Below are 23,474 nucleotides of genomic sequence, written 5' to 3' on the forward strand. Positions count from 1 at the left end.
GACTGGCGATCAAGACGCAACGTATGGCCGCTGCGCAGGACACGCGCGCGTAGTCGACTACCTGATTTCGATGCGCAACTCTGCGCGTGTCCGCCCTCGGCGCGGCCCTAGACTGAGCGGATGACCGCGCCGGAGAGCAGGGGGACGACCAGGGGTCGCGGGCGTATCCCTGATCGCGATATCGCGGCCATCCGGGAGAAGGTCCGCATCGAGGACGTCGTCGGCGACTATGTCCAGCTGCGCCGCGCGGGCGCCGATTCCCTCAAGGGCCTGTGCCCGTTCCACGATGAGAAGTCACCGTCTTTCCACGTGCGGCCCAACCACGGTCATTTCCATTGCTTCGGCTGCGGTGAGGGCGGCGACGTCTACGCGTTCGTGCAGAAGATCGAGCACGTCAGCTTCGTCGAGGCGGTGGAACTGCTGGCCGACCGGGTCGGCTACACCGTCACCTACACCGGCGCCTCGGCCACCAACGTGCAGCGCGACCGCGGCAGCCGCAGCCGGCTGCTGGCCGCCAACGCCGCCGCGCAGGAGTTCTATGCCGAGGCGCTGACGTCCGACGAGGCCGCCCCGGCCCGCCAGTACCTGCTCGAGCGCAACTTCGACGCCGAGGCCGCGGCGCGCTATGGCTGCGGCTTCGCGCCGTCGGGCTGGGACACCCTGACAAAACACTTGCTGCGCAAGGGATTCGAATTCAAGGAACTCGAGGCGGCCGGGTTGTCGCGGGAGGGCCGCCGCGGGCCGATGGACCGGTTCCACCGTCGGCTGCTGTGGCCCATTCGCGCCAGCAGCAGCGAGGTGATCGGTTTCGGCGCCCGGCGGTTGTTCGACGACGACCCGATGGAAGCCAAGTACGTCAACACCCCGGAAACGGTGCTGTACAAGAAGTCTTCGGTGTTGTTCGGGCTCGATCTGGCCAAACGCGACATCGCCAAAAGCCACCAGGCCGTGGTGGTCGAGGGCTACACCGACGTGATGGCAATGCATTTGGCGGGCGTCACCACCGCGGTGGCCTCGTGCGGCACCGCGTTCGGCGACGAGCATCTGGCGATGCTGCGTCGACTCATGATGGACGACAACTTCTTTCGCGGTGAACTGATCTATGTGTTCGACGGCGATGCCGCTGGCCGCGCCGCCGCGGTGAAGGCCCTTGAGGGTGAACAGAACCTGGCCGGACAGTCGTTTGTGGCGGTCGCCGACGACGGTATGGATCCCTGCGATCTGCGGCTCAAGCACGGCGACGGCGCCCTGCGCGATCTGGTGGCGCGCCGAACCCCGTTGTTCGAGTTCGCCATTCGCACCGCGCTTTCCGAGCATGACCTCGACAGCGCCGAGGGTCGGGTCGCGGCGTTGCGCCGATGCGTGCCGATGGTCGCCCGCATCAAAGATCCGACGCTGCGCGACGAGTACGCCCGCCAGCTCGCCGGCTGGGTGGGCTGGGCGGACGTGGCCCAGGTGGTCGGGCGGGTGCGGGAGGAGGCCGGCCGTGGCAGCGCCGGGCGGCGCGACGGCCGTCGAGACGGGAAGCGTCACTCCGCGTCGACGTCGGGGTCGGAGCCACAGCGCACGGCGCCGGCGGTGCAGCGCCCGGATCCGGCCGACCCCACACTGTGGCCGCAACGCGAGGCGCTCAAGTCGGCGCTGCAGTACCCGGCCATCGCGGGCCCGGTGTTCGACGCGCTGACGGTGGAGAGCTTCACCCATCCCGGATACGCCGCGGTGCGGGCCGCCATCGCCGCGGCCGGCGGCACGTCGGCCGGGCTGTCGGGGGCGCAATGGATCGAGGCGGTGCGTGAGCACTCCGCGTCGCCGGCGGCGGCAAACCTGGTCAACGAACTGGGCGTGGAAGCGATCAACGTCGACGACGACGAGCGGTTGCCCCGCTACATCGGGGGCGTGCTGGCCCGCCTGCAGGAGGTCTGGGTCGGTCGTCAGATCGCCGAGGTGAAGTCCAAGCTGCAACGCATGTCACCGGTGGAGCAGGGCGACGAGTATCACGCCCTGTTCGGCGACCTGGTGGCGATGGAGGCCTACCGGCGCAACCTGCTCGAGCAGGCCAGCGGCGACGACCTCACTGCGTGAACAGGCGCGGCGGGTTATGGTTGATGCGGTCCGACCAGAGGGAGGCAAGCCGGTGGCACGTAGGGCGAACGGAACTCGGCTGATCGCGGGCGCTTTTGCGGCCGCCGCTGTCGCCGTCCCGCTGTATGTCGGGTTCAGCAGCACGCAAGCGGCCCCGTCGATCAGCGCCGCGCCGGAGTGCCTGGCCTGGTTCGGCAACAAGGAGGACGGCAAGTGCCTGTCCTACTCGAACACGCCGATCTATATAGGCACGCCGAACGCGTCGATCGGTAACCCCGACGGAAACGGCTCGCGGGTGGGCATCAACACCGGGCCGTTGCTGCCCGGCACCACCTTCACAGAGCCGGTCGGCTAGCTTTCTCGTCGGCAGCCTCGGGCGCCAGCACAGCGGTTTCAGCGTCGATCGGCGTCAACGTCACCATGGCCGGATCGGGTGACACCCGGTCGGCGATTTTGCGCCGCCCGGCGTCGATCATGGCCTTCGCGGCCGGGCTGCCGGTCACAGCGCGATACGTGCCGGCGATCTGCTCGTAGCGGCGCCGACCGGCCTTGGTGCCCAACACGTAGCCGACGGCCAACACGACGAGATACCGGATCACAGGGCCCCTCCCAGACGACAGTGCGTGCCCGTCCATCCTGCCTCACATCCTCCGGTGTGCGCGGTGCCGGGCGCGTATTGGCGGGCAATCCGGCACGTACGCTAAAGTCATCCATCGGCCCGCGGAGGTGTAATCCGCGCGGCAGGGCAATCCCCTGTAGCTCAATTGGCAGAGCATTCGGCTGTTAACCGAAGGGTTGTTGGTTCGAGTCCAACCGGGGGAGCAATTTGTTCTTGCAGCCCCCTACAGTTTCTTCCCCTGTTGTTGCCGCGCTGCCTGTGTGAGCGCCTCGATCAGCGGGTTGGCGGCCTGGGCGAGGGCCTTGCGCTCCTCCTCGGAGAGTTGGTAGAAGGTCCACATACCCCACGCGGCCGGCCGCACGTGCAGCGTCACCTGCTGCTGGTTGTTCTGCAGCAGAGCCGGAACGGCGACGACCCGGTCGAGGGTCGCGGCGCTGCGCATCTCCTCCTCGAGCTTCTCGATGTCGGCCGATTCCTGCAGTTGGTACATGACCGCCTTGGCGGACGGGCCTTGCATGGCGAGGAACCAGGCCATCGGTACTCCTTGTCGTTGTTGACGTCAGCGACAGCGTATGAGATTCGCCTTCGCCACGTAAGCTCATCGCCATGCGGCTGACGCGCCTGATCCCCGTCTTGATGTCGATGGGCCTGTTGGCCGCCGGTTGCGGATGGAGCCCGCCCAGCGCGCCGCCGCCGAAGGCCGATACCTGTAAACCGAGCGACGGGCCGAGCCCCGAGACCGTGCAGCAGGCCATCGCAGGCGTCGACGCGTCCTGGAAGCAGACGGCCAACGGGCACACCGCCGACTGCCGCCTGCACTGGGTGCAAATCGCCGCCGACGCGCCCGCGTCGAACAAGCCGCAGCAGGTGCTGTTCTTCGACCGGCAGACCCCGCTCGGGCCGGCCACCCCGGACCCACGGCCCTACATATCCGTGATCACCTCGGGCGACGACACCGTGGTGGTGCAGTACCAGTGGCAGCAGGGCTCCGACCCGGCGTGCTGCCCGACCGGCATCGGCACCGTGCGGTTCCAAATCGGCGAGGACGGCAAGCTCAAGCCGATCGACCCGATCCCCAACGACTAGTCGGGGTAGTCCGGGATGTTCTCCGGATGCAGCATTTCGGCGTAGCGCAACTGCTCGGGAATTCCGAACCCGTCGACCAGCGTCTCGGCGTACGGCCGCAGCGTGCGGCACCGCTCGTTGATGCCGCGGGTGACCGCCTTGGCACGCTCGGTCGACAGGAAGCGGTGCTCGATGTACCAGGCCTTGTCGTCCTCGATCACCGACAGCGCGTACAGGTCACACACCATGTCCAGGATGCGACGGGCCTCGTCGTCCTCGCAGGCGTCGATGCCGGCGACGAACGCCTCCAGGATCACCCGGTCGATATGCGCTCTGGCCGCGTGCAATACATGGTCCTGCACCGCGTTGAACGCGTCGAAGGCCGACATCTCCTTGGACTTGCCCTGCAGTCGCCGCGCCACCGACGCGATCATGTATTCCTCGCGGTCCTCGAACATCTTGAGCTGGGTGCCGCGGTTGAACAAACTGCCTTCTTCCTCGTTGTCCTGTCTGGTGTCGAGGATCGTCTGGATAATCGTCTCGGCCGCCGTGCGTTTCATCACCCTCTCGCCGGCGAAGTTGGCCGCGAACCGCACCCATTCCACCGGGCTCATGCTCTTGATGTCGTCGGCGTAGGCGGTCAGTAATTCCTTGGCCACCAACTGCGTCAGCACATGGTTGTCGCCTTCGAAGGTGGTGAACACGTCGGTGTCGGCCCGCAGCGCGATGAGCCGGTTTTCGGCGAGATACCCTGCGCCACCGCAGGCTTCGCGTGCTTCCTGAATGGCCCTGCTCGCGTGCCACGTGTTGGCCGCCTTCAATCCGGCTGCGCGCGCTTCGAGTTCGCGCTGCTCTTCGGGGTCGGGATTATCGGAGGTCTGCAGGTCGTGGCACTTGGCCACCAACTCGTTCTGGGCGAACTGCAGTGCGTAGGACTCTGCGATCAGCGGCAGCAGCCGGCGCTGATGCACCAGGTAATCCATTATCAGCACCTCGCCTCTGTCGTCGGGTGCGGTGAACTGCCTGCGCTGCAACGCATATCGGGTGGCGATGTCCAGTGCGACGCGGGCTGCGGCGGCCGCGCTGCCGGCCACCGTGACCCGGCCGCGGATCAGTGTGCCCAGCATCGTGAAGAACCTGCGGCCCGGATTCTCGATTGGCGAGGTGTAGGTACCGTCCTCGGCCACGTCGGCGTAGCGGTTCAACAGGTTTTCCCGCGGCACCCGGACGTGGTCGAACATGATGCGGCCGTTGTCGACTCCGGGCAGCCCGCCTTTGTAGTGGCAGTCCGACGTGGTGATGCCGGGCAGGTCGTTGCCTGCGTCGTCGCGGATCGGCACGACGAGGCAGTGCACGCCGTGGTTGACCGGTTCACCGTCCTCATGGGTAATCAGCTGTGCGAAAACCGCTGCCACCCGCGCGGTTTCGGCGGCCCCGCCGATATAGTCCTTGCGAGAGGTGCGGGTGGGGGAGTCGATGACGAACTCCTGGGTGGCCGGGTCGTAGGTGGCGGTGGTCTCGATGGACTGGACGTCACTGCCGTGGCCGGTTTCGGTCATCGCGAAGCAGCCGAGCAGATCGAGGTCGATGATGCGCTGGACGTACGCCTCGTGATGACGTTCGGTGCCGAGGTTCTCGATGGCACCGCCGAACAGCCCCCACTGCACACCGGCCTTCACCATCAGCGACAGGTCCGACATCGCCAGCATCTCGATCCGGGTGATCGCGGCGCCGACATCGCCATTTCCGCCGTGCTCCTTTTTGAATCCGTCCTCTGCGGCGCCCGCGGCCGCCATGATCTTCAGTTGCTCGGCCACTTTCGTGCGGGCGATGACTGTGTTGGGGGTGTAGTGCGGGCGGAAGATCTCGTTGGTCAGTTCCTGACGCATCTTGTTCTTGACGTCACGCCAACGGCCGTCCAGCGTATTGCGCAGATGCTCGGCAGTGGTGGTCATACCTGACGGTAACCGAACCTAGGTAAACCTGAGTAGATCCCGGAATTTCTGCAGGCGTTGAATCGGCTCATGACCAAGTCAGGCAAGCTGCCGCTGTCGCCGACCGGGTTGCCTCACGTCGCCTATCACACGCACTCCGACGTCTCGGGCGGCTGGCTGCGGGCCGCGACGTTCGGTGCCATGGACGGCCTTGTCAGCAACACGGCGCTGATCGCCGGTGTGGCGGCCAGCGCCAGCGCGCACACCGTCGTGCTCAGCGGTGTCGCCGGTCTGCTGGCGGGTGCGTTCTCGATGGCGCTGGGCGAGTACACCTCGGTGACCACCGCCAACGAGCAGATCGACTCGGAGGTGCGCGTCGAGCGACGCTCGTTCCGCAAGCATCCGCAGGCCGAGAAGGCCGAATTGGCCGCCATGCTGGTCGATATGGGAATGACGCAGGAGACCGCCGCCAAGGCCACCGACGAGATCCACCGCGACGAGAAACGTGCGGTGAACTTCCATCTCGTCCAGGAGCTGGGGGTCGATCCCAGCGAGAAACCCTCGGCGCGGGTCGCTGCCGGCTCGTCGTTCGTGATGTTCGCGATCGGTGCGATCATTCCGTTGATCCCTTACCTGTTGGGATTCGAATCGCTGTGGGCGGGACTTGCCTGCGGCGGCATCGGCCTGTTGATCGCGGGCGCGCTGGCGGCGCGGTTCACCAGCAAGCCGGTGTGGTGGGCGGCGTTGCGACAGCTGGGCTTCGGGGTGATCGCGATCGCCGCCACGTACGCTGTGGGCACACTCGTCGGCACGGTGACCACCTGACCCATGCGACGAATACTGTTGGCCTGCACGCTGTTGCTGGCCTCATGCGCCGCCGCCGACACCGCGACCGCGCCGCAGTACCTGGGCCAGTGGCGAGTGCCAGCCGGGGCGACGCTGGAAGGCACGGTGATCGGCGGGTTGTCCGGTATCAGCTACGACGCCGGGCGCGACCTGTACTACATCGTCAGCGACGACCGCTCTGCCAAGAACCCGGCCCGCTTCTACACCGTACGAATCTCATTGTCCGACAGCGGTATCGATGGCGTCGAGTTCGTTTCGACACACCCGTGGCTGGACGAGGACGGCCGAGAATTCGCGCCTTTGAACATGGATGCGCACCCTTCCGTCGTGCCGCCGGACGCCGAGGGCATCGCCGTCGACACCCGCCGGCAGCGGCTGTACTGGTCCAGCGAGGGGGAGCGGCGCGATGCGGCACTCTTGGATCCGTGGGTGCGCATCGCCGATCCGCAGGGCCGCTACATCGGCGAGTTCACAATGCCGCCCGGATTCGAAATGTCCTCCCACGAGCGGGGCCCGCGACGCAACAGCGGGCTCGAGGGCCTGACGCTGACACCTGATGGCCGCTCGCTGTTCGCCGCGATGGAAGGCCCGCGCTACGAGGACGGCGCGCCGCCCGACGGCGAGCACGGGGCGTTGACGCGGATCACCAAATTCGACGTGGAAACCCGAAACCCGGTGGCGCAGTATGCCTATCCGCTCGATCGGGTCAGTGCCGGGCCCGAGGGCGACAACGGGCTCTCGGATCTGGTGGCGCTCGATGACGAGACGTTTCTGGCTGTCGAAGGCGGTTACGGCCTGCGCGCCGCCTCGCGCCTCTACCGGGTCAGCGTCGGCGAGGCAGACGACGTGCTGACGCGCCCGACGCTGGACGGTGCTACGGCGATGACCAAGACCCTGCTCGCGGATTTGTCGACGACGCAGGGGCTTTCGCCGCTGGACAACATCGAAGGCGTCACGCTCGGGCCGACGTTGCCCGACGGGCGCCAGTCGGTGGTGATGGTCAGCGACGACAACTTCTCGCCGACGCAGACCACCCAGTTCCTCGCGTTCGCCCTGTGAGATCTAGCTGTCGTTACCGACGGTGATCGCCGTCGCCTGCTGGGTGATCTCGTCGAGCTCGTCCTCGTCGACGTCGATGCCGACGAGGTGGTGGCGACTGGCGAGAAGCACGAGTGCGCCCAGCAACACCGCGGCGGCGCCGACCCAGAACGGCAGGTGCACGCTGACCCGCTCGCCGAGCAGACCGGCCAGCCACGGGGCCAGCGCGGCACCGGAGAATCGCACGAAACTGTATGCCGCCGACGCCACACCTCGTTCCACCGGCGCGGCCTTCATCACCGTCTCGGTGATCAACGTGTTGTTGATCCCGATGAACAACCCGGCCACCACCACGCACGTCGCGAGCACTGCCTTGGAATCGGTGCCCAGCGCCATCACCACCAGCGTCGCCGTCATCGCCAGCAGGTTCACGACCACCACCGGCACGGTGCCGAACCGGCGTTGCAGCCGCGGCGCCACCACCACGGACGTGAACGCCAGCGCGAAGCCCCAGCCGAAGAAGATCAGCCCGATCTGGTGCGCAGTCATGTCGAGCGGGAACGGTGTGAACGCCAGCAGCGTGAAGAAGCCAAAGTTGTACAGCAGCGCGGTGATCGCCACTCCCAGCAATCCCCGGTGCCGAAGCGCGCGGAACGGATCGGCAAGCGTGGTCGCGTGTTTGGCACGCGGTGTCGACGGCAGCAACAACGCGGTGACCACCAGCGCCACCGCCATCAGCACCGACACCCCGAAGAACGGTCCGCGCCACGAAATCGACCCGAGCACCCCGCCGACCAGCGGGCCGACCGCGATGCCGAGGCCGAGCGCGGCCTCGTAGAGGATGATCGCTTGGGCCACTGAGCCTTTCGCCGAGTTGACGATCGTCGCCAGCGCGGTCGCGATGAACAACGCGTTGCCCAGCCCCCACAGCGCCCGCCACCCGACGATGCCCATGACGGTGTCCGACATCCCGGCCAGACCGGCACCCGCGATGATCACCACGAGCCCAATCAGCAGTGTGCGCTTGGGCCCGATGCGGCTGGCGACCACACCGGTGATCAGCATCGCCACGCCCATCACCGCCATATAGCTGGTGAACAACAGCGACACCTGTGACGGTGAGGCATCGAGGTTTTCGGCGATCGGTTTGAGAATCGGGTCCACGAGGCCGATGCCCATGAACGCGACCACGCACGCGAAAGCAACGGCCCAAACGGCCTTGGGTTGGCGCCACATGGGTGGGGCGACTCCTGTCTAGTTGTCCGGCGGGGTGTCTTCGATGAGCCGGCGCAGCACGTCGACGGCCGCCGTCAAGACTTGGCGGTCCTCGGGTGTCAGCCGCGCCAGCCGGGGGTCGATCGCCGCGGCGCGATCGGCCCGGACTCTCGCAAGGGTTTTGCGGCCCTGGTCGGTGATGCGGATGCGCACCGCCCGGGCGTCGTCGGGGTCGACGGCGCGCGTCACCAGGCCGGCGTCTTCGAGTCGATGAACCTGGGTCGTCATCGTCGGCTGCGAGCAGTGGTCCAGGCAGGCCAGTTCGGAGATACGGGCTTCGCCCTTGTCTTCGATTGTCGACAACAGCCGGGCCTGCGCCCACGGCAACGGCGGCCGGCTGCGCTGATTGGCCAGCCGGTTGAGCCGGGCGACGACCGCCAACAGGTCCACACCGAGAGTCACCCGCCCATAATTACATAGGTTTACTATGTAGATCAAAGGCGCGTGGCGTGTGACCCGTCACAGCGTGATCCCCTGGCAGAATCGGGTAATGACCGCGACCCCGCCTCGACGCGCTGGGTCGCTGCATCCCGGTGAACTCGCTCAAGCCGCGGTGATGGCGGCGTTGACGGCGGCCACCGCGATCATCGCCGTCGTGGTGCCGTTCGCGGCGGGCATCTCGCTGCTCGGCACGGTGCCGATGGGTCTGCTGGCGTACCGCTACCGGCTGCGGGTGTTGATTGCCGCGACGGTGGCGGGCGGCACCATCGCGTTTCTGATCGCCGGTATGGGCGGCATGATGACCGTGATCGACTGTGCCTACATAGGCGGGCTGACCGGCATCGTCAAGCGCCGAGGCCGCGGCACGCCGACGGTGTTGGTCGCGGCCGTCATCGCCGGGGCGGCGTTCGGCGCCGCGATCGTGGCGGCCCTGAGCGTGCTGTCGCGGCTGCGCCATCTGATCTTCGATTCGATGACCGCCAACATCAACGGCCTGGCCGCGGTCATCGCCCGCATCCCCGACATGGAACCGTTCGCCGAACGTCTCAAGAGCGATTTCGCGACCGCCCTGCACTACTGGCCGTTGCTGTTCGGCGCCGCGGGGATCGTGAGCATCACGTTCGTCACGCTGGTCGGATGGTGGGCACTGTCGCGGGTGCTGACCCGGCTGCTCGGAATACCCGACGTGCACAAGCTCGACATGGTTCCCGAGACCGGGCCCGTCGCACCGGTCCCGGCGCGTTTGACCGACGTCGTCTTCCGCTACCCGGGCGCCGACCACGACGCGCTTGGCCCCGTGACGCTGGACGTGCAGCCCGGTGAACACCTCGCCATCACCGGCGCCAACGGGTCGGGTAAGACGACGTTGATGCTGGTCCTCGCGGGCCGTGAACCCACGTCCGGAACGGTGGAACGGCCCGGCGCCGTGGGCCTGGGCCGCATGGGCGGTACCGCGGTGATCATGCAGCACCCGGAGAGTCAGGTGCTCGGCACCCGTGTCGCCGACGACGTGGTCTGGGGGCTGCCGCCCGGGACGACGACGGACGTGGATCGGCTGCTGTCGGAGGTCGGCCTCGACGGGCTGGCCGAACGTGACACCGGCGGTCTGTCGGGTGGTGAACTGCAACGCCTCGCAATGGCCGCCGCGCTGGCGCGCGAACCGTCGCTGCTGATCGCCGACGAGGTCACCAGCATGGTGGACCAGGACGGCCGCGACGCGCTGTTGTCGGTGCTGTCCGGGCTGACCAAGCATCACCGAATGTCGCTGGTGCACATCACGCATTACAACGACGAGGCCGATTCGGCCGACCGCGCCATCAACCTCGCGGGGGCGGGCGCGACCGCGGACAACACCGACATGGTCGAGACCGCCGCCGCACCCGTGGCCACCCCGGCACTGGGCCATCACAGCGTCGAGTCGGTGCTCGAACTCAACGGTGTCAGTCACGAGTACGCAAGTGGAACACCCTGGGCCACAACCGCTTTACGCGATATCAACTTCACCGTACACGAGGGCGACGGTGTGCTGATCCACGGCCTGAACGGGTCGGGCAAGTCGACGCTGGCGTGGATCATGGCCGGACTGACCGTTCCGACTCAGGGCAGCTGCCTGCTCGACGGTCGGCCGGCATCAGAACAGGTTGGCGCCGTGGCCATTTCATTCCAGGCTGCGCGCTTGCAGTTGATGCGCAGCCGGGTGGACCTCGAGATCGCCTCGGCGGCGGGGTTTTCCCCGCACGACCATCGCCGGGTGGCGGAAGCGCTGGCGACCGTGGGATTGGACCCGGCGTTGGCCAGGCGCCGCATCGACCAGCTCAGCGGTGGTCAGATGCGCAGAGTCGTGCTCGCCGGGCTGCTGGCCCGCTCGCCGCGTGCGCTCATCCTCGACGAGCCGCTGGCCGGGCTGGACGCAGCCAGCCAGCGCGGGCTGCTGCGGCTGCTGGAGGATCTGCGGCGGCGCGCCGGACTCACGGTCGTGGTGATCTCCCACGACTTTTCCGGGCTGGAGGAGCTGTGCCCGCGGATCCTGCACCTGCAGGACGGCGCACTGGCGCCCACGCCCACCGCGGCGGGAGGGATGTCATGACCGCGCCCGCGACGCGCCAGCGCAAACCCGTCGTGCTGCTGCGACCGGTGCCGGGCCGCAGCGTCATCCACGAACTGTGGGCGGGCACCAAACTGCTCGCGGTGGCCGGCATCGGCGTGCTGCTGACCTTCTATCCGGGCTGGGTACCGATCGGCATGGTGGCCATCCTGGTGCTGACGACGGCCTGGCTGGCCCGCATACCGCGCGGTGTGCTGCCGTCGATACCGCGGTGGCTGTGGGTCGTGCTGTTCCTGGGCGGTCTCACCGCGACGTTCGCGGGAGGCAGCCCGATCATCGACCTCGGTTCGATCGAGATCGGCCTTGGCGGCTTGCTCAACTTCCTGCGGATCACTGCGTTGTCGATCGTGCTGCTCGGGCTCGGGGCGATGGTGTCGTGGACCACCAATGTGGCCGAAATTGCCCCCGCGGTAGCCACTTTGGGCCGCCCGCTGCGACCGCTGCGGATCCCTGTCGACGATTGGGCGGTCACGCTGGCGTTGGCGCTGCGCGCATTCCCCATGCTGATCGACGAGTTCCGGGTGCTCTATGCAGCGCGGCGACTGCGCCCGAAGCAGCGACCGGAGACGCGGCGCGGCCGGCACCGTCAATGGTGGGTGGATGTCATCGATCTGCTCGCCGCCGCCATCACGGTGGCGCTGCGCCGCGCCGACGAGATGGGCGATGCGATCACCGCCCGCGGCGGTCCCGGGCAGATCTCGGCGGCGCCGTCTCGGCCGAAGGGCCGCGACTTCGTCGCGCTGGCAATCGTTCTCGCGGTGTGCGGGGCGGCGTTGGCGCTCGAGCTGACGATCCTGGGCACAAGCGGTTAGCGCGCAGCGGCGGCGTTGGCGGCATCCTGCGCCTCGGCCAATGTGTCGGCCACATCGCGGCGGCCCAAGAACATTTCGTCGAAGTAGGGCTTGAGCGCCTGGTAGCCCGCGGCGAACCCGGCCCCGCCCGGCGCAGCGATGCGGGGGCCGTTGAGCACACTGAAGAACGGTGTGACGTCGACGCCGCGGCCCGCCCAGAAGTCGAAGTAAACCTCTTGCGCCGCCAACACCGCCGGAATGGCTGCGCCGCGGGCGCCGAGGTACTCGTTGCCGCGCCGACTGCCCATCCACGCCAGCACCCGCCGCACTGCCTCCGGATGCGATGTGGCCGAATTACCTGCTGCGGCAATACCATTGGTGACGCTGATGCGGCCCTTCGGGCCCTCGGGCAGCATCGCCACCCCCCACCGGAAGCGGGCTTGCTCCGCGACGGCCGCCAGGTTGTAGGTGCCGGACTGGAACAACGCCATCCGCCCCGCCAAGAACTGGTTGCGGGCGAAGTCACCGTTGTCGTTGGTCGCCGACGCCGGCGGCGACACCCGATCGGTGTTGATCAAGCCGACCAGATACTCGAACGCTTGCACCGACTGCGGGTTGTCGAACACGAACCGGTCGCCGACGCTGAACACTCCGCCGGCCGAACCGATGTAGTTGAGGTAGATGCCCTGCAGGTCGTTGGCCGCGTTGTAGCCCCACTGACGCGTCCGGGTGAGCCGCTGCAGGATCGGACGCAGCGTGTCTCGCCGCGGGTCGGGGTCCCAGCGCAGTGTCATCAATTCCGCGCGCTGCACCCCGGCGGCGTCAAGCAGATCGGCGTTGTAGTACACCGCGATTCCCGCGTCGGTCAACTGCGGTACCGCCCACAACGCTCCGCCGCGGGTGAACTGGTTGACCACCGACGGCTCCCACCCGCGCACGGCGTCGGGCCCCAACGTCGCGTCGATGTTCATCAACCGGCTGCTGTCGGCGTAGCCGGCGAAGTAGGCGTTGGACAACCAGAAGATGTCGTCGGCGCTGCCGCCGGCGACGTCGGTGCGCAGCGTGTCGAAATACGTCGAGTAGGCGACGACGTTGACGCGCACTTCGAGGTCGGGATTGTCACGGCTGAACGCGTCGAAGGATTCCCGGTAGGCGTCGGCGACCTGCTCATCCCACAATCGCACGGTTACCACCGTCCTATTGCCCGACTCGGTCGAGCGGCCGAGCAGCATGGCGGCCACCAACAGCACGGCCATGGTGAGCGCCAACCCGGTGGCGACGAGCGTGGAGAACCGCGGCCTCATCGGCTTGCCTGTCCGATCATTTCAGCCCCGTCACGACGATCGAGCGGACGATGTGACGGCCGAACGCGACGAACAACACGATCAGCGGAACGATCGCCACCGTCGTAGCCGCCATCACCAGCGTCCACTGCGCGTTGTAGCGCGACTGCAGACCCGCGGTCGCCACCGTCAGCACCTGCCACTTGTCGCCGCTGGTGATCACCAACGGCCACAGGAAGTTGTTCCATTGCGAGACAACGGTGATCAGCCCCAGCGTCACCAGAATCGGACGACTTGCCGGCACCACCACATGCACGATGACGTCCAGCGTGTTGGCGCCGTCGAGCCGGGCGGCATTGATCAGGTCGGCGGGGATGGAGCGAAAGTACTCCCGCAGCAAGAAGATCGCATACGGCGAGCCGAACATGAACGGCAACACCAGCGCCCAGAACGTGTTGCGCAGACCGGCTTCGGCCATCATCAGATAGAGCGGCACCACCGTCACGGTCGCCGGCACCATCAGCGTCGCGAGGTATACCCAGAATAATGTGTCGCGCCCGGGAAACTGCAGCCGCGCAAAGGCGTACGCGGCCAATACCGAAAACGTCAGCTGGCCAAGCAAAATGACCGCGGTCATCAGTGCCGTCACGACGATCGCGCGGCCGAAACCCGCGTCGGCCAGGCCCAGATAGTTCTCCAGCGTCGGAGGTGTGGGCCACGACAGCGCCGACTCGATGTTGAACTGCTGCGCCGAGGTGAACGACGTCAGCAGACCCAATCCGAACGGCACCAAGGTGATCAGCGCGCCGAGCGCCAGCGCGGCGTAGACGAACGGGGCGCTAAACGATCTCATAGCTGATCCGCCGTCGGAAGTACAACTGCTGGACGATGGTGACCCCGACGAGCAGCACGAACAGCACCACCGACATCACCGCGGCCCGACCGACCGCGGCCGCGCCGAACGCCTCGGCGTAGATGCGATGCGCGACCAGATCGGTTCGGCCCTGCGGACCGCCGGCCGTCAGCGCGTACACCGTGTCGAATACCTGAGCGGCACTGATGATCCCGGTGACGAGCACGAAGAACGTCGTCGGCCGCAGCATCGGCAATGTGATGTGCCAGAACCGCTGCCACGCGGTGGCGCCGTCGGTGCGGGCCGCGTCGTGGATGTCCGACGGGATCGCGAGGATGCCCGCCAAGAAGAACAGCGTCACGTAGCCGACGTTGGTCCAGATCACCACCGCCGACACCACCGGCAGCGCCAGTCCCGGATCGGTCAGCCACTCGATGCGACGGTCCAGGAGCGTGCTGAGCGCGCCGTCGGTGGGCGCCAGGATCCAGCGCCACAGCACCGCAATCGCCAGCGGTGCGCAGATCCACGGCAACACGTACAGCGTGCGGAAGAACCCGGTACCGGGCAGCCCGCGGGCCAACATCGACGCGGCCGCCAAGCCGAGCAGAGTCTGCGTGGGAACCACCATCGCGATGAACAACAGCGTCACCAGCAGCGAGGTGGCGAACGACGCTTCGCTGAACACCGCCTGCCAATTGCGCAGTCCCACATACTCGATGGGGCCAAGCATGTCCCAGCGGTGCAGGCTCAGCCACAGCACGACAAGCATCGGCAACAACATGAACGTGACCACACCGAACAGGCTCGGCGCCAGCAGCGCATAGGCCAGCAAGGCCTGTCGACCCCGCCGGAACGCCACCCCAGCCATTAAAGCGGGCCGACGCGCCGGCCACTACGGTGGGAGCCGTGACAGTGCCCCGACGAATCGATGCCGAATTCCTCGCCCTGCCACGACACCAGTTGGCCGATGCCGCGTTGCCTGCGGCGACGGCAGCCGGCGCCAGTTACGCCGACCTGCGCGTTCACTGCATCACCGAAGAGCTCGTAGGGCTGCGCGACGGTGCACTCGAAACGTCCGTCGTCAACCGGGAGATCGGCCTGGCGGTGCGGGTCATCGTCGACGGCACGTGGGGCTTCGCCTCCCACGCCGAGCTCACCGCGGACGTCGCGGCCGACACCGCGCGGCGGGCCGTGCAGGTGGCCAAGACGCTGGCCCCGCTGAACGCCGAACGCATCGAGCTGGCCCCCGAACCCGTCTACCCCGACGTCAGCTGGGTCTCGGACTACCGGATCGACCCGTTTACCGTCCCGGCGGCCGACAAGATCGCTGCGTTGCAGGAGTACTCCGGGCGACTGCTCGCGGCCGACGGTGTCGACCACGTGTCCGCCAGCCTGCACACCGCCAAGGAGCAGACGTTCTACGCCGACACCTTCGGCTCGTCGATCACCCAGCAGCGGGTGCGGGTGCAGCCGACGCTGGAAGCGGTGACCGTCGACGCCGCCGCGGGCACCTTCGAGTCGATGCGCACCCTCGCGCCGCCGACCGCCCGCGGCTGGGAGGCGGTGGTCGATGACCACATCTGGGACTGGTCGGCGGAGCTGGCCGAACTGCCGACACTGCTCGCCCAGAAGGCCAAGGCGCCGAGTGTGACGCCCGGGCCGACGGATCTGGTGATCGACCCCTCGAACCTGTGGCTGACGATTCACGAATCGATCGGCCACGCCACCGAATACGACCGAGCCATCGGTTATGAGGCCGCCTACGCGGGCACCTCGTTCGCGACGCCGGACAAACTCGGCACGATGCGCTACGGCTCGCCGGTGATGAATGTGACCGCCGACCGCACCGTCGAGTTCGGCTTGGCCACGGTTGGTTTCGACGACGAAGGGGTTCGCGCACAGAGCTGGGACCTGGTCCGCGACGGCATGTTCGTCGGCTATCAGCTCGACCGGGTGTTCGCGCCGCGACTTGGCGTCGCCCGGTCCAACGGCTGCTCGTACGCCGACTCGCCGCATCACGTGCCGATCCAGCGGATGGCCAACGTCTCGCTGCAGCCCGGGCCCGACGACACCAGCACCGACGACCTCATTGCGCGCGTGGCCGACGGGCTCTACATCGTCGGCGACAAATCGTGGTCGATCGATATGCAGCGCTATAACTTTCAGTTCACCGGCCAGCGCTTTGTCCGGATCCGCGACGGGCGGCTCGCGGGCCAGGTGCGCGATGTGGCATACCAGTCGACCACCACCGATTTCTGGAATTCGCTGGAAGCCGTTGGCGGAGCGTCCACCTGGCGGCTCGGTGGTGCCTTCAACTGCGGCAAGGCCCAGCCCGGACAGGTGGCCGCGGTCAGCCACGGCTGCCCGTCGGCGCTGTTCCGCGGCATCAACATATTGAACACCCGGACCGAGGCGGGCCGATGATCGGCGCGCAGCAGGTGGTCGAGCGCGCACTGGCCGCGGCCGCCCGATCCGGCAAGGCCGACGAGACGACGGTGCTGGTGACCGACCGCGCCGACGCGTCGCTGCGCTGGGCGGGCAACACCATGACCACCAACGGCGAATCCGTCAGCCGCAGTACCACCATCATCTCGATTGTCCGCAAAGGCGAACGCGCACAGGTGGGTTCGGTCCGATCGGCGGACGTCGACCCGTCGTCGATCGACGACCTGGTGGCCGCGTCACAGGAGGCTGCGCTCTCGGCCCCCGAGGCGATCGACAGCGCGCCGCCGCTGCCCGCCGTCGAGGGTCCTGACGATTGGGACGCCCCGCTGCCCGGCACCGGGGCGGCGGCGTTCACCAGCATCGCGGGTGAGCTCGCGCGCGGCTTCAAGGGGGCCGATCAGCTGTACGGGTATGCCCGCCACGTCGTGGAGACGACATTCGTGGCCACGGCACACGGGTTGCGGCGACGGTACACCCAGCCCACAGGCTCGGTGGAGATCAACGCCAAACGCGGCGGCGCGAGCGCGTGGTCGGGCGTCAGCACGCCCGACTTCGTCGGCGTGCCAGTCGATTCGATGCTCGAACAGTTGTCGACGCGGTTGGGCTGGGCGTCGAAGACCGTGGAGTTGCCCGCGGGACGCTACGAGACCATCATGCCGCCGTCCACCGTCGCGGACATGATGATCTACCTGGCGTGGAGCATGGACGGCCGCGGCGCGCAGGAGGGCCGCACCGCGCTGTCGGCGCCGGGCGGAACACGGGTGGGGGAGAAGCTCACCGACCTGCCGCTGACGCTGTACTCCGACCCTGAGGCCGACGGGCTGGCGTGCATGCCGTTCGTCGCGGTGCCGAGTTCCTCAGAGCGCGTGTCGATTTTCGACAACGGCATGGACATCGATCGCGTGGACTGGATTCGCGACGGCACGATCAACGCGCTGGCCTATCCACGGGCCGCCGCCGAGGAGTTCGACGCCCCGGTGGCAGTGCCCGCGGACAACCTGGTGATGACGGGCGGTGACGCGAGCCTGGCCGACATGATCGCCGGCACCGAGCGCGGCTTGTTGCTGACGACACTGTGGTACATCCGCACCGTCGACCCGACGGTGCTGCTGCTGACCGGGCTCACCCGCGACGGGGTGTATCTGGTGCAAGATGGCGAAGTGACCGCGGCCGTCAACAACTTTCGGTTCAACGAGAGCCCGCTGGAGCTGCTGCGGCGGGCCACCGAAGCCGGCATCAGCGAGATCACGCTGCCGCGCGAGTGGGGTGATTGGGCGACCCGGGCGGCGATGCCGTCGCTGCGGATTCCGGACTTCCACATGTCATCGGTCAGTCAGGCGCAATAGTTTCAAATGTCCTACGCGCAGCAGCAGTTCACGGCATACGGGCCGTCGTACTGGGGTGCCATCGCGGTGTTCGCGATCGGGTCGGTGGTGCTGGTGTGGGTGGGGCGCAGGCAGACCGAAGCGCAGGCCAGGCTGCTCGGCCGTGTGCTCGGGGCGCTGACGGGGGCGATCTACGTGACGATCCTGATCTACTCGCTGATTCCGCCGTCGCTCTCGTGGTCGGTGCCGCTGCGGTTGACGGATCTGGCGACGGCCGCCGCGGCGTATGCGTTGTGGTCGCAACGGCAGTGGGCGTACGCGCTCACCTATTACTGGGGGCTGGTGCTGAGCGTGCAGGCGCTGATCTCGCCGGTGCTGAAGAGCCCGGACTTCCCGCACTACGAGTTCCTGGCGTTCTGGGCGATTCATCTGCTCGTCGTCTGGGCGGCGATCTACCTGACGTGGGGGCGAGGGATGCGCCCGGATTGGCGCAGCTATCGCTTCGTGGCGGTGGTCACCGCGGTGTGGGCGGTCGTGACGTTCGTGTTCAACCGGATCGCGGACACCAACTATGGCTTCCTCAACGGAAAACCGGTCACGGCAAGCCTCTTGGACGTGCTCGGCCCGTGGCCGGTCTACATCTTCACGGCCGCAGCGCTGATCCTCATCGTCTGGGCGCTGATGACGTGGCCGTGGGTGCGAAACCCCGAAAGCAAGCGGACACTTAGGCACTCGCCAGCCGACGGCGGCCAGTGAGTGCCGCAATTCATTGAGTGAGCCCAAAGCGATGGCCGTTAGACTGCCTATGTCAACGGCAATTTAGGGGACCAGATGAATGCGCTGAACGTCAATGCGGACGGCCTACGAGCGGCGTCCGCTGAGCTAGGCGAAAGCGCGAGCGCGGTAATCAGAGCCGCCACCACAAGTGGCCAAACAAGCGGCAAACCCTCCGGCGAAGGAATTGCTGCTGCAGCGGCGTCGCTTGCTGCGTTCGGCCGGGCCTACCAAGGTCGGATCGAGGGTCATGCCCAGTCCACGCACTCAGCAGCGGCCCTCTACACCACTACCGACAGCAACGCGTCTGGCGACATCGCAAGAACCGTATGAGCGCCGGGCGCACCCCCTTTGACCTGCTGAGACCGCCTGGGTCCCCGCCCAGGGTCGCGGCACCAACCGGTCTGCCGACCAAGGTAGAAATCGATGAGTGGACAGGCGCGATCAACGATCTGTTTAGCGCCGCCGCCGAGTACCGACGGTGTGCAAAGAGCCTCGACGCGATTGCCGATGCCCACTGTCAAACGTTGTCTGCACCCGGTGGCACCGACTGGGAGGGCAGCGGCGCCGACGCTGCGCGAGAAGCGGCATACGCCGACCGCGGGGTTGTGTGGCAGGCTACTGATCACATCCGGCATAACCTTGCGAAGGCTGCTGAGGACGGCGCGCAGGCCGTCAGCGCCGCCCGAAACCGCGTAATAGAAGCGATCGACCAGGCTGAGCAGGACGGGTTTACGGTGGGGGACGACCTATCTGTGGCTGATACGAATACCTATACAGACATGTCGGTTTATCAGGCCCGACAAGCCAAAGCTGCGGAGCACAGTCAAGATATCGCCAAGCTGGCTGGCGAGCTTGTGGCTGCGGATACCCACGCGGGAAGGCAACTAAGTACGGAGGCCGCCGCTCTTGACGCCATGGTCCCCACAAGCTGGGGCCCGAGGAGGCAAGAATCGGATGACCGGCCTACGTCGGATATCGAGGCCGTCGATCATGAGCGGGGTGAGCCAGCGCTGGAATCGGATCCGGCTCCAGCAGGGCAAGCGGGTAATCCGCCTAATGGGTTTGTTGGAGATCAGCGCTTTGGACATTGGGAGCCTGTTGTTCCACCGCCCTACGTCGGGGCAACTCCGCCTCCTTTGAAACCGGAATACCGGCCATTCCCCGAGGATCCGACGAAGCTGGGTGGCACGACGGGTATGTATACGCCTGGAAGGACGTGGGTACAGGACTCGTCCGCGCCCTACGTGCAGCGTCAAGAAGAATACCGTTTCCGTATTGCAGGTCAGGAAGCCACGACCTATACCCGGATGGTTAACGAAAACGGAGTCTGGAAACAGGAACGATGGGTCCAAAACGTTTATGAATATCAACGGAATACCCAGTTAGTTTTTGGCGGCGACATTAGCAGGAATGGTGAGAAGGGCAGCCTAGCGGGCCTGCCTCCAATGCCAAATTTCGACAACGAGTGGAAGCGGATATTGCCACAAGAAATTGCGGTACTATCCGCCCAAAATCCGACCATAAAGTACTATCTCCCCGACGGCTGCGGTGGCCAGTTCACTTTCGAAAATGGAGTGCCAGTCGGTGGTTACAGCGGGCTGCCGCCCGCTTCCATGACGCCGATACCCGGTACAGGACAGGTACCTCCCGTAATGACGCGTCCATGGTGATAACGCGGCGCAACTGGTTAATTGCTGGTGGTCTTGCTGCCGTCGTGGTTGTGCTGGGGGCGACGGCGGCGGTCGTCCTGTCGAACCGCGCCCCGTCGGATTGCGCCGTCGTGAGTTCAATCATCGACTACAACAACCAATTCAACGAGAGCGTCAGGCAAAAATCCGACGCGCGTGTCGAAACAAGCGACTCTGATTACACGGAGTGGGCTGCGCGGATCAAACAACTCGCCGATCAAATCCACAACAACCAGGGACTGGCTGAACAAGCCGATAAGTTGGCCGACCTTGCTGGCCAGACAGCCGCGCTGGTGCCCCGGTATCGGGCCGAATCGTCTGCGATGTCCCCGCTGGAGACAACACCGCCTGAATCGGTGCGCGATTATTCCCGTATCGGCACGGAGTTCAACGACACCTTGGCAGTCCTCGACAACGCTTGCCCAAGCTAGGGCAATTTTGAGTCGTCCTCGTCGTTATCATCGGTCCAGTGCACCCACTCCGGCAACGGCGTCGGAGGAACCCCAACTGTCGACAACGAGCCGAGATTCGGGTCGCTTCTTGGGCGAAACCTTACTGTTCGGCTTTTACGGATGTAGGTGATCACTATGACCGTGACGCCTATAGCGATGAACGCCAGCAGGACAAACTTGAAGATTTGCAACCACACGTGAACTTTCCAAATCATCGACAAATCAGCGAAGATCCTGCCGTCAACACTGAACGATGCTACCTGTTGGCAACGCGCGCTGTTATTGGTCTGGTTATGGACTCGCCGGATTACTGCGGCTGCTTCGGCGACCCTGTGGCGCCGTGACCGCAGAATGCGACCTTTTGGGCGTTGATGGCATGCCCGCGTTGCGAACGTGGAGCCAAGCCGATTAAGAGTGTGTATGCTCATTACACATGAGCAGCCGTGTTCAGGTCATCTTGTCCGACGCCGAACGGGAGGCGTTCCGGCGGCAGGCGGCATCCAAGAAGATGTCCCTGAGTAACTGGCTGCGCGAGGCAGGCCTCAAGCAGCTCGAAGCTGAGCAAGATCGACCGATTCGGACGGTTGAGGATCTGCGCGAATTCTTCGCGTCGCTGCCGGAAGAGGCTGGCACCGAACCGGACTGGGATGAGTATCTCCGCGTTATGGCAGAGTCGCGGCGGCGCGGCGCGTCGGCGACATGATCTTCGTCGACACGAACGTCTTCATGTACGCAGTGGGGCGAGAGCATCCGCTTCGGCAGTCGGCCCGGGATTTCTTCGCGCACAGCGTCGAGCACCGGACCAGGCTGGTCACCTCGGCGGAAGTACCCCATGAGCTGCTGCACGCGTACATCCCCGCCAATCGGATGGAAACACTCGACGCGGCCCTGACGCTGACCCGCTCATTGACCGAGATCTGGCCGCTCGAGGAGGCCGACGTTGTGCACGCCCGCGCACTGTGCGAGCGCTATCGTGCGCTCGGCGCACGTGACCTCATACACGTTGCCTGCTGTCAACGTCGGGGCGTCACCGACATCAAGACGTTCGACCGGGGCTTGGCAAGCGCGTTTCACTAATAGGCGTGGTGATGACCTCTGCAGGTCTGTGCAACGATTAATGCCGCCGTTGCGCCGGGGCGGTAGCTCAGTCGGTTAGAGCCGCGGACTCATAATCCGTTGGTCGCGGGTTCGAGCCCCGCCCGCCCCACTGTATTTGACCTGGTCAGACCATAGTTGTGGCGGTTAGGTCAGCTAGGTACGGTGCGATTTACCGGCGTCGTACCGGCGTGTGGCGCGGTACATGCGGCGCGAGCTAACTGCAACACCAGCCACTCCCGTCACAATCGGCCAAACAGTCAAGCAGATCGTCAATCTGAAGTCGCGGAGGTTGACGGGCGTGTCGCGGCCCCGTCTCGTCGGTGCTTCGCCATACCCATGTGGGCCATGAGTGGGTTCGTGGAGTTCGTGACGACGCCGGAGTTCCTGACCGGCTCGTTCGTGTCCGGCCTACTCGGCGCTGGCATCGGCTACATATCGACTCGCAACAGCGACAAGCGGAAAATGTCGCATGAGGACTTGCGGTCCGACCGGCAGATACTCCGAGAGTCGGCTAACGAGTTCAGTGCGGTCTGCTCGTCCGTCTTCGAGAAGGCCATCGACTCCAAGGGCGTGTTCAACACGGTGATGGACTTCGTGCAGAACATGAACGAGATTCCAGATGGAGTACGCCGTGGACCTGATGGATGAGACCAAACGGATCACGACGGCATACAACCACCTTCGTGTCGCCGCGCCGGTCGCTGTTCTAGAAAAGGCAAGCGCTCTCAACGTCGCAGTGATTGCGCTTTGCAAGGCAACAACCGTTCCTCTCGCCAAGCCGCCGTTGATGCTTCAGGCGGGGAAGGCGATGGAGGACTTTACGAACGCGGTACGCGCTGAGTTGGAGCTGGATCCGTTCACCGCCGAGGACGTTAACCGTGTGGGCACGACGTACATGGAAGCGCTCACCAAGCAGATGAACGACTACATCAAGGAAACGCAAGACGAGGCAAAGAAATTCGGGTTCCTTGAACCGGGCGCGGTACCAGTCACGGCGATTAAGGCCGGTGATCTGACGGAGGAGCACGTCGGCAAGTTCGTGGGGTGCCACGATCCCGGAGCGGGGTTCAACTACGGCGCGAAGATAATCACCGTCATCCGCGTCGAGGAAGGCAACAAGCCAGGCATGCTCGTGCGCATACAACATCCGCCAATCCCCGGCGGGAAGCCAGCGCATCAAGAGCGTATGCGGCTCCCATTCGACTATGAAGTCCAGATGGTGGAGCTACCGGACCTCAAAGCGTCAAGCTGACTTGTGCTTGGCCGCCCTTGCCGCGCCTCGCAGCCGGTCTCCCATCTTGGAGTCGTGAATCAGCCCACCGCCCTCTCTGCCAACCTGGGTTGAGGCACCCGCCCCC

24 protein-coding genes and 2 tRNA genes are annotated in these 23,474 nt (G+C 66.0%); 18 read left to right on the forward strand and 8 right to left on the reverse strand.

Annotated elements, in window-relative coordinates; genetic code table 11:
- The first annotated feature begins 120 nt into the window (after nt 1-120).
- Nucleotides 121-2,082: a DNA primase gene (dnaG, locus tag CWS39_RS15940; RefSeq protein WP_102143898.1), complete on the forward strand. Its 1,962-nt coding sequence runs from the start codon at nt 121-123 to the stop codon at nt 2,080-2,082.
- A gap of 16 nt (nt 2,083-2,098) precedes the next feature.
- Nucleotides 2,099-2,437, forward strand: a complete 339-nt coding sequence (locus tag CWS39_RS15945) for a DUF7155 family protein (RefSeq protein ID WP_102143899.1) — start codon at nt 2,099-2,101, stop codon at nt 2,435-2,437.
- Here CWS39_RS15945 and CWS39_RS15950 read toward each other — a convergent pair.
- Entirely contained in the window at nt 2,418-2,681 is a 264-nt protein-coding gene (locus CWS39_RS15950; RefSeq protein ID WP_102143900.1) for a hypothetical protein, read from the reverse strand. The genes CWS39_RS15945 and CWS39_RS15950 overlap by 20 nt on opposite strands.
- Nucleotides 2,682-2,831: 150 nt before the next feature.
- Between CWS39_RS15950 and CWS39_RS15955 the strand changes: the two genes are divergently transcribed.
- Nucleotides 2,832-2,904 (forward strand) — tRNA-Asn (locus CWS39_RS15955).
- Nucleotides 2,905-2,924: 20 nt separating this feature from the next.
- Here CWS39_RS15955 and CWS39_RS15960 read toward each other — a convergent pair.
- Nucleotides 2,925-3,236, reverse strand: a complete 312-nt coding sequence (locus CWS39_RS15960; protein ID WP_102143901.1) for a hypothetical protein — start codon at nt 3,234-3,236, stop codon at nt 2,925-2,927.
- Between the two features lie 71 nt (nt 3,237-3,307).
- Here CWS39_RS15960 and CWS39_RS15965 point away from each other — a divergent pair, with 71 nt between their 5' ends.
- Nucleotides 3,308-3,787, forward strand: coding sequence for an LppP/LprE family lipoprotein (locus CWS39_RS15965; RefSeq protein WP_102143902.1), 480 nt, complete (start codon nt 3,308-3,310; stop codon nt 3,785-3,787).
- On the opposite strand, the gene CWS39_RS15970 is transcribed toward CWS39_RS15965, so the two are convergent.
- Complete coding sequence (locus tag CWS39_RS15970) at nt 3,784-5,721, reverse strand: acyl-CoA dehydrogenase family protein (protein ID WP_102143903.1); 1,938 nt, start codon at nt 5,719-5,721, stop codon at nt 3,784-3,786. The genes CWS39_RS15965 and CWS39_RS15970 overlap by 4 nt on opposite strands.
- A 69-nt stretch (nt 5,722-5,790) precedes the next feature.
- On the opposite strand from CWS39_RS15970, the gene CWS39_RS15975 reads away from it, so the two are divergent.
- Both CWS39_RS15975 and CWS39_RS15980 read left to right on the forward strand, forming a co-directional pair.
- A complete protein-coding gene (locus CWS39_RS15975; RefSeq protein WP_102143904.1) occupies nt 5,791-6,525 on the forward strand; it encodes a VIT1/CCC1 transporter family protein in 735 nt (244 codons plus the stop codon).
- Between the two features lie 3 nt (nt 6,526-6,528).
- Complete coding sequence (locus CWS39_RS15980; protein ID WP_102143905.1) at nt 6,529-7,605, forward strand: esterase-like activity of phytase family protein; 1,077 nt, start codon at nt 6,529-6,531, stop codon at nt 7,603-7,605.
- A 3-nt stretch (nt 7,606-7,608) separates the two neighbouring features.
- Here CWS39_RS15980 and CWS39_RS15985 read toward each other — a convergent pair whose 3' ends face one another.
- On the reverse strand, nt 7,609-8,820 hold the full coding sequence (locus CWS39_RS15985) for an MFS transporter (RefSeq protein WP_102143906.1): 1,212 nt from the start codon (nt 8,818-8,820) through the stop codon (nt 7,609-7,611).
- A gap of 18 nt (nt 8,821-8,838) precedes the next feature.
- The gene (locus tag CWS39_RS15990; RefSeq protein WP_199178141.1) at nt 8,839-9,297 is read right to left on the reverse strand and encodes a MarR family winged helix-turn-helix transcriptional regulator; all 459 of its coding nucleotides are present in this window, start codon (nt 9,295-9,297) and stop codon (nt 8,839-8,841) included.
- A gap of 52 nt (nt 9,298-9,349) precedes the next feature.
- On the opposite strand from CWS39_RS15990, the gene CWS39_RS15995 reads away from it, so the two are divergent.
- Together CWS39_RS15995 and CWS39_RS16000 are read left to right on the forward strand one after the other, a co-directional pair.
- Complete coding sequence (locus CWS39_RS15995; protein ID WP_102143908.1) at nt 9,350-11,386, forward strand: ABC transporter ATP-binding protein; 2,037 nt, start codon at nt 9,350-9,352, stop codon at nt 11,384-11,386.
- Complete coding sequence (locus CWS39_RS16000) at nt 11,383-12,216, forward strand: energy-coupling factor transporter transmembrane component T family protein (protein ID WP_102143909.1); 834 nt, start codon at nt 11,383-11,385, stop codon at nt 12,214-12,216. Before CWS39_RS15995 ends, CWS39_RS16000 begins: the two co-directional genes overlap by 4 nt.
- Here CWS39_RS16000 and CWS39_RS16005 read toward each other — a convergent pair.
- The 3 genes from CWS39_RS16005 to CWS39_RS16015 are packed head-to-tail and all read right to left on the reverse strand — an operon-like array spanning nt 12,213 to nt 15,199.
- The gene (locus tag CWS39_RS16005; protein ID WP_102143910.1) at nt 12,213-13,499 is read right to left on the reverse strand and encodes an ABC transporter substrate-binding protein; all 1,287 of its coding nucleotides are present in this window, start codon (nt 13,497-13,499) and stop codon (nt 12,213-12,215) included. The two genes, CWS39_RS16000 and CWS39_RS16005, sit on opposite strands and share 4 nt — an antisense overlap.
- Nucleotides 13,500-13,515: 16 nt before the next feature.
- The gene (locus tag CWS39_RS16010) at nt 13,516-14,331 is read right to left on the reverse strand and encodes a carbohydrate ABC transporter permease (protein WP_102143911.1); all 816 of its coding nucleotides are present in this window, start codon (nt 14,329-14,331) and stop codon (nt 13,516-13,518) included.
- Nucleotides 14,318-15,199 carry a carbohydrate ABC transporter permease gene (locus CWS39_RS16015; protein WP_102143912.1) on the reverse strand — a complete coding sequence of 294 codons (882 nt, stop codon included), beginning with the start codon at nt 15,197-15,199 and terminating at the stop codon, nt 14,318-14,320. The genes CWS39_RS16010 and CWS39_RS16015 overlap by 14 nt, the downstream gene beginning before the upstream one ends.
- Nucleotides 15,200-15,237: 38 nt before the next feature.
- Here CWS39_RS16015 and CWS39_RS16020 point away from each other — a divergent pair, with 38 nt between their 5' ends.
- The 10 genes from CWS39_RS16020 (at nt 15,238) to CWS39_RS16065 (ending at nt 23,368) form a co-directional block, all read left to right on the forward strand.
- The gene (locus tag CWS39_RS16020; RefSeq protein ID WP_102143913.1) at nt 15,238-16,755 is read left to right on the forward strand and encodes a TldD/PmbA family protein; all 1,518 of its coding nucleotides are present in this window, start codon (nt 15,238-15,240) and stop codon (nt 16,753-16,755) included.
- On the forward strand, nt 16,752-18,122 hold the full coding sequence (locus CWS39_RS16025) for a TldD/PmbA family protein (RefSeq protein ID WP_102143914.1): 1,371 nt from the start codon (nt 16,752-16,754) through the stop codon (nt 18,120-18,122). Before CWS39_RS16020 ends, CWS39_RS16025 begins: the two co-directional genes overlap by 4 nt.
- A 6-nt stretch (nt 18,123-18,128) precedes the next feature.
- Nucleotides 18,129-18,857 carry a YwaF family protein gene (locus tag CWS39_RS16030; RefSeq protein ID WP_102143915.1) on the forward strand — a complete coding sequence of 243 codons (729 nt, stop codon included), beginning with the start codon at nt 18,129-18,131 and terminating at the stop codon, nt 18,855-18,857.
- Nucleotides 18,858-19,204: 347 nt separating this feature from the next.
- Nucleotides 19,205-20,548, forward strand: coding sequence for a hypothetical protein (locus tag CWS39_RS28635; protein ID WP_142386852.1), 1,344 nt, complete (start codon nt 19,205-19,207; stop codon nt 20,546-20,548).
- Nucleotides 20,542-20,997, forward strand: coding sequence for a hypothetical protein (locus tag CWS39_RS16035; protein ID WP_142386853.1), 456 nt, complete (start codon nt 20,542-20,544; stop codon nt 20,995-20,997). Before CWS39_RS28635 ends, CWS39_RS16035 begins: the two co-directional genes overlap by 7 nt.
- 454 nt (nt 20,998-21,451) lie before the next feature.
- Nucleotides 21,452-21,721, forward strand: coding sequence for a DUF6290 family protein (locus CWS39_RS16045; protein ID WP_233213531.1), 270 nt, complete (start codon nt 21,452-21,454; stop codon nt 21,719-21,721).
- Nucleotides 21,718-22,095, forward strand: a complete 378-nt coding sequence (locus tag CWS39_RS16050; protein WP_102143918.1) for a type II toxin-antitoxin system VapC family toxin — start codon at nt 21,718-21,720, stop codon at nt 22,093-22,095. Before CWS39_RS16045 ends, CWS39_RS16050 begins: the two co-directional genes overlap by 4 nt.
- A gap of 56 nt (nt 22,096-22,151) precedes the next feature.
- Nucleotides 22,152-22,225, forward strand: a tRNA-Ile gene (locus CWS39_RS16055).
- 236 nt (nt 22,226-22,461) lie between these two features.
- Complete coding sequence (locus CWS39_RS16060) at nt 22,462-22,764, forward strand: hypothetical protein (RefSeq protein WP_142386854.1); 303 nt, start codon at nt 22,462-22,464, stop codon at nt 22,762-22,764.
- Nucleotides 22,736-23,368, forward strand: a complete 633-nt coding sequence (locus tag CWS39_RS16065; protein ID WP_102143920.1) for a hypothetical protein — start codon at nt 22,736-22,738, stop codon at nt 23,366-23,368. The genes CWS39_RS16060 and CWS39_RS16065 overlap by 29 nt, the downstream gene beginning before the upstream one ends.
- Nucleotides 23,369-23,474 lie beyond the last annotated feature (106 nt).

This window comes from Mycobacterium hubeiense (assembly GCF_002838065.1).
Taxonomy (GTDB): domain Bacteria; phylum Actinomycetota; class Actinomycetes; order Mycobacteriales; family Mycobacteriaceae; genus Mycobacterium; species Mycobacterium hubeiense.

Excerpts from the sequence above, each read along its gene's own strand:
- dnaG (WP_102143898.1), top strand. The coding sequence starts at position 121 with ATGACCGCGCCGGAGAGCAGGGGGACGACCAGGGGTCGCGGGCGTATC.
- CWS39_RS15945 (WP_102143899.1), top strand. The coding sequence starts at position 2,099 with ATGGTTGATGCGGTCCGACCAGAGGGAGGCAAGCCGGTGGCACGTAGG.
- CWS39_RS15960 (WP_102143901.1), bottom strand. The coding sequence starts at position 3,236 with ATGGCCTGGTTCCTCGCCATGCAAGGCCCGTCCGCCAAGGCGGTCATG.
- CWS39_RS15965 (WP_102143902.1), top strand. The coding sequence starts at position 3,308 with ATGCGGCTGACGCGCCTGATCCCCGTCTTGATGTCGATGGGCCTGTTG.
- CWS39_RS15970 (WP_102143903.1), bottom strand. The coding sequence starts at position 5,721 with ATGACCACCACTGCCGAGCATCTGCGCAATACGCTGGACGGCCGTTGG.
- CWS39_RS15975 (WP_102143904.1), top strand. The coding sequence starts at position 5,791 with ATGACCAAGTCAGGCAAGCTGCCGCTGTCGCCGACCGGGTTGCCTCAC.
- CWS39_RS15980 (WP_102143905.1), top strand. The coding sequence starts at position 6,529 with ATGCGACGAATACTGTTGGCCTGCACGCTGTTGCTGGCCTCATGCGCC.
- CWS39_RS15985 (WP_102143906.1), bottom strand. The coding sequence starts at position 8,820 with ATGTGGCGCCAACCCAAGGCCGTTTGGGCCGTTGCTTTCGCGTGCGTG.
- CWS39_RS15995 (WP_102143908.1), top strand. The coding sequence starts at position 9,350 with ATGACCGCGACCCCGCCTCGACGCGCTGGGTCGCTGCATCCCGGTGAA.
- CWS39_RS16000 (WP_102143909.1), top strand. The coding sequence starts at position 11,383 with ATGACCGCGCCCGCGACGCGCCAGCGCAAACCCGTCGTGCTGCTGCGA.
- CWS39_RS16005 (WP_102143910.1), bottom strand. The coding sequence starts at position 13,499 with ATGAGGCCGCGGTTCTCCACGCTCGTCGCCACCGGGTTGGCGCTCACC.
- CWS39_RS16010 (WP_102143911.1), bottom strand. The coding sequence starts at position 14,331 with ATGAGATCGTTTAGCGCCCCGTTCGTCTACGCCGCGCTGGCGCTCGGC.
- CWS39_RS16015 (WP_102143912.1), bottom strand. The coding sequence starts at position 15,199 with ATGGCTGGGGTGGCGTTCCGGCGGGGTCGACAGGCCTTGCTGGCCTAT.
- CWS39_RS16025 (WP_102143914.1), top strand. The coding sequence starts at position 16,752 with ATGATCGGCGCGCAGCAGGTGGTCGAGCGCGCACTGGCCGCGGCCGCC.
- CWS39_RS16030 (WP_102143915.1), top strand. The coding sequence starts at position 18,129 with ATGTCCTACGCGCAGCAGCAGTTCACGGCATACGGGCCGTCGTACTGG.
- CWS39_RS28635 (WP_142386852.1), top strand. The coding sequence starts at position 19,205 with ATGAGCGCCGGGCGCACCCCCTTTGACCTGCTGAGACCGCCTGGGTCC.
- CWS39_RS16035 (WP_142386853.1), top strand. The coding sequence starts at position 20,542 with ATGGTGATAACGCGGCGCAACTGGTTAATTGCTGGTGGTCTTGCTGCC.
- CWS39_RS16045 (WP_233213531.1), top strand. The coding sequence starts at position 21,452 with ATGAGCAGCCGTGTTCAGGTCATCTTGTCCGACGCCGAACGGGAGGCG.
- CWS39_RS16050 (WP_102143918.1), top strand. The coding sequence starts at position 21,718 with ATGATCTTCGTCGACACGAACGTCTTCATGTACGCAGTGGGGCGAGAG.
- CWS39_RS16060 (WP_142386854.1), top strand. The coding sequence starts at position 22,462 with ATGAGTGGGTTCGTGGAGTTCGTGACGACGCCGGAGTTCCTGACCGGC.
- CWS39_RS16065 (WP_102143920.1), top strand. The coding sequence starts at position 22,736 with ATGGAGTACGCCGTGGACCTGATGGATGAGACCAAACGGATCACGACG.